Here is a 5,862-nt window from a genome sequence, read left to right as displayed (position 1 = left end):
GCAGGCTCCGGCCACCGGCAGGCTCAAGGGCCTCGACCGCGAGACGCTCAGGTACGAGCGCCATGTCGCCGACCGCCAGATCCCCACCCCGAACCCGCCCGGGGACGGCTGTGCTCCGCTGTACCTCTACCAGCAGCGGCTGCTGGAACGGTTCAACTACGGCCGTGTCTCGATCGACGACGCCGTCGACCAGTTCTTCGACCAGGTGTCCGTGGTGCTCGCGTGACGGATCGCATACGGCCACCAGCCCGTAAGGAGACCCCCACCATGGCCGGTACGTCGACCGACACGGTCATACCCGCCCCCCGGCGGGGTGGCGCCGCTTCGCCGGAGGCCCCGCCGCGCCGTCGGCGCCGCTCCCATGACCGCAGCGCCTATGTCTTTCTGATCCCGTGGATGCTGGGCGCGGGCGTCCTCACGTTCGCCGCGATGCTGTTCTCGCTGTACATGTCGTTCACGGACTACAACCTGTTCGACAGCCCTCGCTGGGTCGGCCTGGACAACTACACCCACCTCCTCTTCGACGACCCGCAAATGCGGGTGTCGGTGCTGGTGACACTCAAGTACGTCGTGGTGGCCACGCCGCTGAAACTGGCCGCCGCCCTGGGCGTGGCGCTGCTGCTGCACACCCGGCGCAAGGGCAGGACCTTCTACCGCGCCGCCTTCTACCTCCCGTCCCTGATCGGCGCGAGCGTCGGGGCGGCGATCGTGTGGCGGCTGTTGTTCTCCACCGGCAGCGTCGTCGACCGGGCCTTGGGGCTCGTCGGGATCGACACCGGCGGCTGGGTGTCGAACCCCAGTTGGTCCCTGATGGCCGTCGTGGCCCTGAACGTCTGGCAGTTCGGCGCCCCCATGGTGATCTTCCTGGCCGCGCTCCAGCAGATCCCCCGAGAGCTGTACGAGTCCGCTCAGATGGACGGCGCGGGCCCCTGGCAGCGTTTCGTCTCCGTGACGGTGCCCATGCTCTCGCCGGTGATCTTCTTCAATCTCGTGCTGGAGATGGTGCACTCCTTCCAGGTGTTCAACTCGGCGTTCGTGATCTCCAATGGCACGGGCGGCCCGGCCGACTCCACCTACGTCTACTCCATGTACCTGTACGAACTCGGCTTCAGCGACTTCCGCATGGGCTACGCCGCCGCCCTGGCCTGGGTTCTCGTACTGGTGGTGGGCGGGGTGACGGCGCTGCTGTTCAGGACCTCGGGCCGCTGGGTCCACTACGCGGGAGATGAGAAGTGATGGCGACGACAGCGCAGGGCGCCCTCCTGACCCGGGGCCGACGCCGCGCCCTGGCCTGGCACACGGCCGCGGTGGCCGTACTGATCGCCCTCCTCTACCCGGTGGTGTGGGTCCTGACGTCCTCCGTCAAACCGGCGGACGAGATCCTCTCCAGCTTCAACCTGCTCCCGACGGAGGCCACCTGGAGCGGCTACGCCACCGCCCTGGACGGCATCGCGGACGTGCCGACCTGGCGCTTCTTCGCCAACTCCATGGTCATCTCCGTGGGTTCGGTGATCGGCAACGTGCTGTCCTGCTCACTGGCCGCCTACGCCTTCGCCCGGCTGCGCTTCCGGGGGCGCGGCCCGATGTTCGCGGCGATGATCGGCACCATCCTGCTGCCGCACCATCTGCTGCTGATCCCGCAGTACACGATGTTCCAGAAGGCCGGGCTCGTCGACACCTACGTCCCCCTGCTCCTCGGTAAGTTCCTGGCCACGGACGCGTTCTTCGTGTTCCTGATGGTGCAGTTCATCCGGAACCTGCCGCGCAGCCTCGACGAGGCCGCGCTGATCGACGGCTGCGGGCACTTCAAGATCTTCGGCTATATCGTGCTGCCGCTGCTGCGGCCCGCCCTCATCACCACGGCTATCTTCACCTTCATCTGGTCGTGGAACGACTTCTTCGCCCCGCTGATCTATCTGCAGTCGCCGGAGAACTATCCACTGCCCCTGGCACTGCGCCTGTTCGTGGACTCCTCGAGCACCCAGGACTACGGCGCGATGCTCGGCATGTCGGTGCTCTCGCTGATCCCGGTGATCGCCTTCTTCGTGGCGTTCCAGCGCCTGCTCATCGAAGGCGCGGCGACCTCCGGACTCAAGGGATGAGGCCATGAGCTCCCTTCCTGAGACGGGCCGTCGGGAGACCCCATACGGCGAGCGGTTCACCCTCTTCGCCGAAGTGGCGTGGGTTGGCGTGCTCGTGACGGTTGGTTCGCTGCCGCTGGTGACCTGGCCGGCCGCGATGGCCGCGGGGTGCGCCGCGGTACGCCGCTGCGTCCCCGACGGCCCTCCGGCCAGCGGCACGGCCCGCCGGTTCGCCGCCGACTTTCGGGCCGCCCTGCCCGGCGGCCTGCGGGTGGGTGCCGCAGGCCTGGCCGCTCTGGCCTTCATCGCCGCCGATCTCAGGCTGGCCGCGGTCGCTGGAGACCTTCCAGGCTTCGGGCTGCTCGCGGCGGTGTGCGCGATATTCGCCGGCGCGGTGGTCGTCGCACAGCTGCGGGCCGCCGCGCTGTGGAGCGGGGATGTCACCGGGGGCGCGACCGGCGCCATGGCCGAGGAGCGGCAGCCCGGCGACGCACCCGGCGCACGAGGTTCCCTGCTGCGCGCAGCGCTGCGGCGGGCCCGGCACGATCCGGCGGGCTCGGCAATGCTGGGCGGCGCCGTGCTCGCCTCGGCGGTCTGCGTCTGGCAGTTGACGGTCCTCGCCCCGCTGGTGGCGGGGGTGCTCGCCCTGGCCGCCGTGGCGGTTGAGCGGCGCGTCGAGACCCGCGACACCGAAGCGGCGCCTCCCAGCGCACCGAGCGCCTCTACAACCGAGAGGACCCGCTTTTGACCCCCGACCTGCGGGAGCGGCTCTCCCGGCGCCCTGAGTCCTGGCGGGCGGACGGCCTGCCATCGTCCGATCGCCCAGCCGGTCGGGCGTCGGCCGTGCCCGAACGGCGGCGCCGCAGCCATCCCCGCAGCCCGCTCCGCGGGGACGAACCGTCCTCCGGGGCATCAGGTACTGCCTCGCCCGGCCGCGTGTCCCCCGCTTCGACCGCCTGCCGCAACTCACCTGCTGATCCTGCCGGTTCCGGAATCGACGCGACCCGTTCCGGTACCGGCGCGACCGGTTCCGGCAGTGGAGTGTCCCCCGGCATCGGTGCCTGCCGTTCGGCCCTGGCTTCGTCCAGGGCGAAGAGCAGGCTGAGCCGGATCCAGAGCATCTCGTCCGGATCGTCGGCCGTCACCAGGCGCGCGATCACATCCCACACCGTTGTCGTGTCGGCCCGGGCGGACACCAGCGACGGACGCAGCCGGCGCAAGTACGCGCGCTCGTAAGGGTCCTCGACGAAGGTCGCCAACTCCTGCTCCGGCAGAACCGCCGCCGGTACCGCCGCCCGCTCCCACAGGTCCTCGGTCTGCCGGGTCAGCTGGCCGATGCGGCGGCCGCGCCAGCCGCGGGGCCGCCAGTCGTCCCCCGCGTCCAGCATCGAGCGGTAGTTGCACGGCAGCACGCCCTTCAGCAGCCCGGGCTGCTCCTCCGCGAACTTCCGCACCTCACCCGCGGGATAGAGCCAGACCACGGCCCGGTAGCGGTTGACGTAGAACGTCGCCGGGGTCAGCAGGCCGACCCGTGCGAGCCGGGTGAAGCGCTCGGAGGTGATGCCCATCAGCTCCGCGCCCTCGGTCGTCCCGACCACCCGCACCCGTTCGCGCAGTCCGTCGGGGTGGTCCTTCGCGCTCCGCAGCCGCTCGACCTCCGCGACCGGCACCCGCCGCCGTCCGCCGCCGGGCGGTGCGACGGTCCGCACCACCTCGAACTGCGCCGCGAGCTCCAACTCGCGGGGGTTCAGATCCAGTTCCCGCGCCGCCCTGCTCAAGGGCAGCGTCTCCGGCGCGTCGCGCGACGCGTCCCGCCCCGCGTCCGGCCTCTCTCGTACCGCCATGGCGGTTCCCCCCAACTTCGGTTCGATCACTCTCGGTGACGAGCCTAGCCGGAGAGGCAACACTCCGCTCCCCCTGTGGATAACTTCGCGCCGAGCCCTCAGCCCCGACCGCGGACGCCGCTCCCACCCTCCTGCCGGGTGGCGACGGCGAGGTGCTCGCCGACCCGGTTGACCAGCAGCGTCATCTCGTACGCGACCTGCCCGATGTCCGCGTCCGCCGCGCTGAGCACGCACAGGCAGCTGCCGTCACCCGCGGCCGTCACGAACAGCACACCCTCGTCGAACTCGATCATCGTCTGCCGCACCTTGCCCGCCGCGAAGTGCTGCCCGGAGCCCCTGGCCAGGCTGTGCAGCCCGGACGAGACCGCCGCGAGGTGCTCGGCGTCCTCGCGCTCCAGCCCTTCGCTCGCCGCCGTCACCAGTCCGTCGTTCGACAGCACCAGTGCGTGCCGTATGTTGTCCACCCGCCGCGTCAGGTCGTCCAGCAACCAGTCGAGTCCCTCGCTCGGCGCCATCAGATAAGCCTCCCCGTCCGGCAATTCGTCTCAACAGCCGTGCCAGCCTGTCCCACTGAGGCCGTCCGGGCAACCCGCCCTCCGCGCATTCCCGTCCGACATCCCGCACGACGAGTGCGGCTAAAACGCCCGTAATGCGCCCACATGGAACAGGATGGGCTCATGGCACAGACGATGACTGATGAGGAATGGCACGCGTTCGTCTCCGAGGGGACGCGCACCGGCAAGCTGTCGACGGTCCGGCCCGATGGCAGGCCGCACGTCGCTCCCGTGTGGTTCGTCCTGGACGGCGGCGACCTCGTGCTCACCACCGGCAAGAACAGCGTCAAGGGGCGCAACATGGCCCACGACGACCGGGTGGCGATCTGCGTGGACGACCAGCGCCCGCCGTTCTCGTTCGCCGTCCTCCAGGGGCGCGCCGAGCTCAGCGAGGACCTCGACGAGATGCTCCGCTGGACGACCGCCATCGCGGCCCGCTACGTGGGCGCGGACAAGGCGAAGGCCTTCGGCGAGCGCAACGCCGGACCCGGCGAACTCCTGGTCCGCGTACGGGTGGACCGGGTCGTGGCGATGTCGGGCCTAGCGGGCTGAACAAGCCCCTGGCCGGGGCCGGACCAGCGCGGCACCGGCCGGTCAGTTCCCCGGGCCGACCGAGTCGAGCAGCCGGGCGGTGTGCATCCGCCCGGCGTGCTCGACCAGCCTGATGAGCACCTCCTTCCCCGAGTCGCGGTCGCGCGCGTCGCACAGCACGACGGGCGTGCCCAGGTCGAGATCGAGCGCGCGCGACACCTCGTGGGCGCCGTAAGTACGCGATCCGGCAAAGCAGTTGACGGCGACGACGAACGGGATAGTGCGGTGCTCGAAGTAGTCCACCGCCGGGAAGCAGGCCTCCAGCCTGCGGGTGTCGGCGAGGACCACCGCCCCCAGCGCGCCGGTGGCCAGCTCGTCCCACAGGAACCAGAAGCGGTCCTGGCCCGGCGTGCCGAAGAGGTAGAGCGACAGGCCCGACCTGATGGTGATGCGGCCGAAGTCCATCGCCACCGTGGTGGTGGTCTTGCGGTCGACGCCCTGTGTGTCGTCCACGGTCTGGCCGGCCTCGCTGAGCAGTTCCTCGGTGCGCAGCGGGCGGATCTCGCTGACCGATCCGACCAGCGTGGTCTTGCCCACGCCGAAGCCGCCCGCCACGAGGATCTTCAGCGCGAGGGGCAGTTCTGGCGAGGCGTCAGGGGTCCGGGGTCCGTCCCGACCCTGGTCGGCTCGCCCGGCTCTTTCAGAGCGCGCAGGGTCCATTTCAGAGCGCGCGGAGTCCATCGATCACTTCTCTCAGGATTCTCTCGTCGGGAAGCTGCGCCGGGGGCACGGGCCGGCTCACGGTGACGCAGCCGAGTTCCAGCAGATCGCCGAGCAGGACCCGGACGACCC

8 protein-coding genes and 1 pseudogene are annotated in these 5,862 nt (G+C 70.4%); 5 read left to right on the top strand and 4 right to left on the bottom strand.

Annotated features, from left to right (window positions below; all coding sequences use genetic code 11):
• The 4 genes and pseudogenes from AOK16_RS22725 to AOK16_RS22710 form a co-directional block, all read left to right on the top strand.
• Positions 1-226 (top strand): annotated as a pseudogene (locus AOK16_RS22725) (hypothetical protein); the annotation flags it as partial.
• 41 nt (positions 227-267) lie between these two features.
• Positions 268-1,236, top strand: a complete 969-nt coding sequence (locus AOK16_RS22720; protein WP_055474017.1) for a carbohydrate ABC transporter permease — start codon at positions 268-270, stop codon at positions 1,234-1,236.
• Positions 1,236-2,102 carry a carbohydrate ABC transporter permease gene (locus tag AOK16_RS22715; protein WP_055474016.1) on the top strand — a complete coding sequence of 289 codons (867 nt, stop codon included), beginning with the start codon at positions 1,236-1,238 and terminating at the stop codon, positions 2,100-2,102. Before AOK16_RS22720 ends, AOK16_RS22715 begins: the two co-directional genes overlap by 1 nt.
• Before the next feature lie 4 nt (positions 2,103-2,106).
• On the top strand, positions 2,107-2,829 hold the full coding sequence (locus tag AOK16_RS22710) for a hypothetical protein (protein WP_055474015.1): 723 nt from the start codon (positions 2,107-2,109) through the stop codon (positions 2,827-2,829).
• On the opposite strand, the gene AOK16_RS22705 is transcribed toward AOK16_RS22710, so the two are convergent.
• Together AOK16_RS22705 and AOK16_RS22700 are read right to left on the bottom strand one after the other, a co-directional pair.
• Entirely contained in the window at positions 2,804-3,925 is a 1,122-nt protein-coding gene (locus AOK16_RS22705) for a DUF6397 family protein (protein WP_205627761.1), read from the bottom strand. The genes AOK16_RS22710 and AOK16_RS22705 overlap by 26 nt on opposite strands.
• A 98-nt stretch (positions 3,926-4,023) precedes the next feature.
• The gene (locus AOK16_RS22700) at positions 4,024-4,440 is read right to left on the bottom strand and encodes a roadblock/LC7 domain-containing protein (protein WP_055474014.1); all 417 of its coding nucleotides are present in this window, start codon (positions 4,438-4,440) and stop codon (positions 4,024-4,026) included.
• A gap of 162 nt (positions 4,441-4,602) precedes the next feature.
• Between AOK16_RS22700 and AOK16_RS22695 the strand changes: the two genes are divergently transcribed.
• Entirely contained in the window at positions 4,603-5,031 is a 429-nt protein-coding gene (locus AOK16_RS22695) for a PPOX class F420-dependent oxidoreductase (protein ID WP_055474013.1), read from the top strand.
• A 42-nt stretch (positions 5,032-5,073) separates the two neighbouring features.
• Here the strand turns inward: AOK16_RS22695 and AOK16_RS22690 are convergent, their stop codons facing one another.
• Positions 5,074-5,730, bottom strand: coding sequence for a GTP-binding protein (locus AOK16_RS22690; protein ID WP_240483705.1), 657 nt, complete (start codon positions 5,728-5,730; stop codon positions 5,074-5,076).
• A 1-nt stretch (position 5,731) separates the two neighbouring features.
• Positions 5,732-5,862, bottom strand: a 131-nt coding sequence (locus AOK16_RS26130; RefSeq protein WP_157859314.1) for a DUF742 domain-containing protein, incomplete at its 5' end; no start/stop codon positions are given.

Source organism: Streptomyces pathocidini (genome assembly GCF_001418495.1).
GTDB lineage: Bacteria > Actinomycetota > Actinomycetes > Streptomycetales > Streptomycetaceae > Streptomyces > Streptomyces pathocidini.
This window is presented reverse-complemented; position numbering and strand designations above follow the sequence as displayed.

Bases quoted from the DNA above. Each gene is read 5' to 3' on its own strand.
- AOK16_RS22720 (WP_055474017.1), top strand. From the start codon at position 268: ATGGCCGGTACGTCGACCGACACGGTCATACCCGCCCCCCGGCGGGGT.
- AOK16_RS22715 (WP_055474016.1), top strand. From the start codon at position 1,236: ATGGCGACGACAGCGCAGGGCGCCCTCCTGACCCGGGGCCGACGCCGC.
- AOK16_RS22710 (WP_055474015.1), top strand. From the start codon at position 2,107: ATGAGCTCCCTTCCTGAGACGGGCCGTCGGGAGACCCCATACGGCGAG.
- AOK16_RS22705 (WP_205627761.1), bottom strand. From the start codon at position 3,925: ATGGCGGTACGAGAGAGGCCGGACGCGGGGCGGGACGCGTCGCGCGAC.
- AOK16_RS22700 (WP_055474014.1), bottom strand. From the start codon at position 4,440: ATGGCGCCGAGCGAGGGACTCGACTGGTTGCTGGACGACCTGACGCGG.
- AOK16_RS22695 (WP_055474013.1), top strand. From the start codon at position 4,603: ATGGCACAGACGATGACTGATGAGGAATGGCACGCGTTCGTCTCCGAG.
- AOK16_RS22690 (WP_240483705.1), bottom strand. From the start codon at position 5,730: ATGGACCCTGCGCGCTCTGAAAGAGCCGGGCGAGCCGACCAGGGTCGG.